1 rRNA gene is annotated in these 1016 nt (G+C 44.2%); it reads left to right on the top strand.

Features of this window, described 5'->3' with window-relative positions:
- Positions 1-255: 255 nt before the first annotated feature.
- Positions 256-1016: ribosomal RNA gene (locus tag ACHBGV_RS10275) — 23S ribosomal RNA — on the top strand; the annotation flags it as partial.

Raw genomic sequence — 1016 nt, 5'->3', positions numbered from 1 at the left:
CTTGTCCATTGAAAATTGAATATCTATCAAACATTCCTTTATGTATGAAAGTACATATAGAAATAGTAACAAGAAAATAAACCGAAAACGCTGTGAATATTTAATGAGTTTAATTAAGTTACGAAGACGTTAAAGAAAACGTATGATTTTAGGAAATCATCGCAGTAGTCTTAGGACTACAAGAGGATTTATCTAAATCACTAGTTTTCTAGTCTGAGTACAATTTCTAATTTTTGAAAAAAATTAGGTTAATAAGGTTAAGTTAATAAGGGCGCACGGTGGATGCCTTGGCACTAGAAGCCGATGAAGGACGTGACAAACGACGAAATGCTTTGGGGAGCTGTAAGTGAGCGTAGATCCAGAGATGTCCGAATGGGGGAACCCGGCAGGTTGATGCCTGTCATCACTAGTTGTTAAGACTAGTAGAAGGAAGACGCAGTGAACTGAAACATCTAAGTAGCTGCAGGAAGAGAAAGCAAAAGCGATTGCCTTAGTAGCGGCGAGCGAAACGGCAGGAGGGCAAACCGAAGAGTTTACTCTTCGGGGTTGTAGGACTGCAATGTGGACTTAAAGAGTATAGACGAAGATTCTGGGAAGGGTCGCCAAAGAGAGTAACAGCCTCGTAGTCGAAATAGTCTTTATACCTAGCAGTATCCTGAGTACGGCGAGACACGCGAAATCTCGTCGGAATCTGGGAGGACCATCTCCCAACCCTAAATACTCTCTAGTGACCGATAGTGAACCAGTACCGTGAGGGAAAGGTGAAAAGCACCCCGGAAGGGGAGTGAAATAGAACCTGAAACCGTGTGCCTACAACAAGTTCGAGCCCGTTAATGGGTGAGAGCGTGCCTTTTGTAGAATGAACCGGCGAGTTACGTTATGATGCGAGGTTAAGTTGAAGAGACGGAGCCGTAGGGAAACCGAGTCTTAATAGGGCGCATTAGTATTATGACGTAGACCCGAAACCATGTGACCTACCCATGAGCAGGTTGAAGGTGCGGTAAGACGCACTGGAG

This window comes from Streptococcus sp. A34, assembly GCF_043674115.1.
GTDB classification, from domain to species: Bacteria; Bacillota; Bacilli; order Lactobacillales; family Streptococcaceae; genus Streptococcus; species Streptococcus suis_V.
This window is presented reverse-complemented; position numbering and strand designations above follow the sequence as displayed.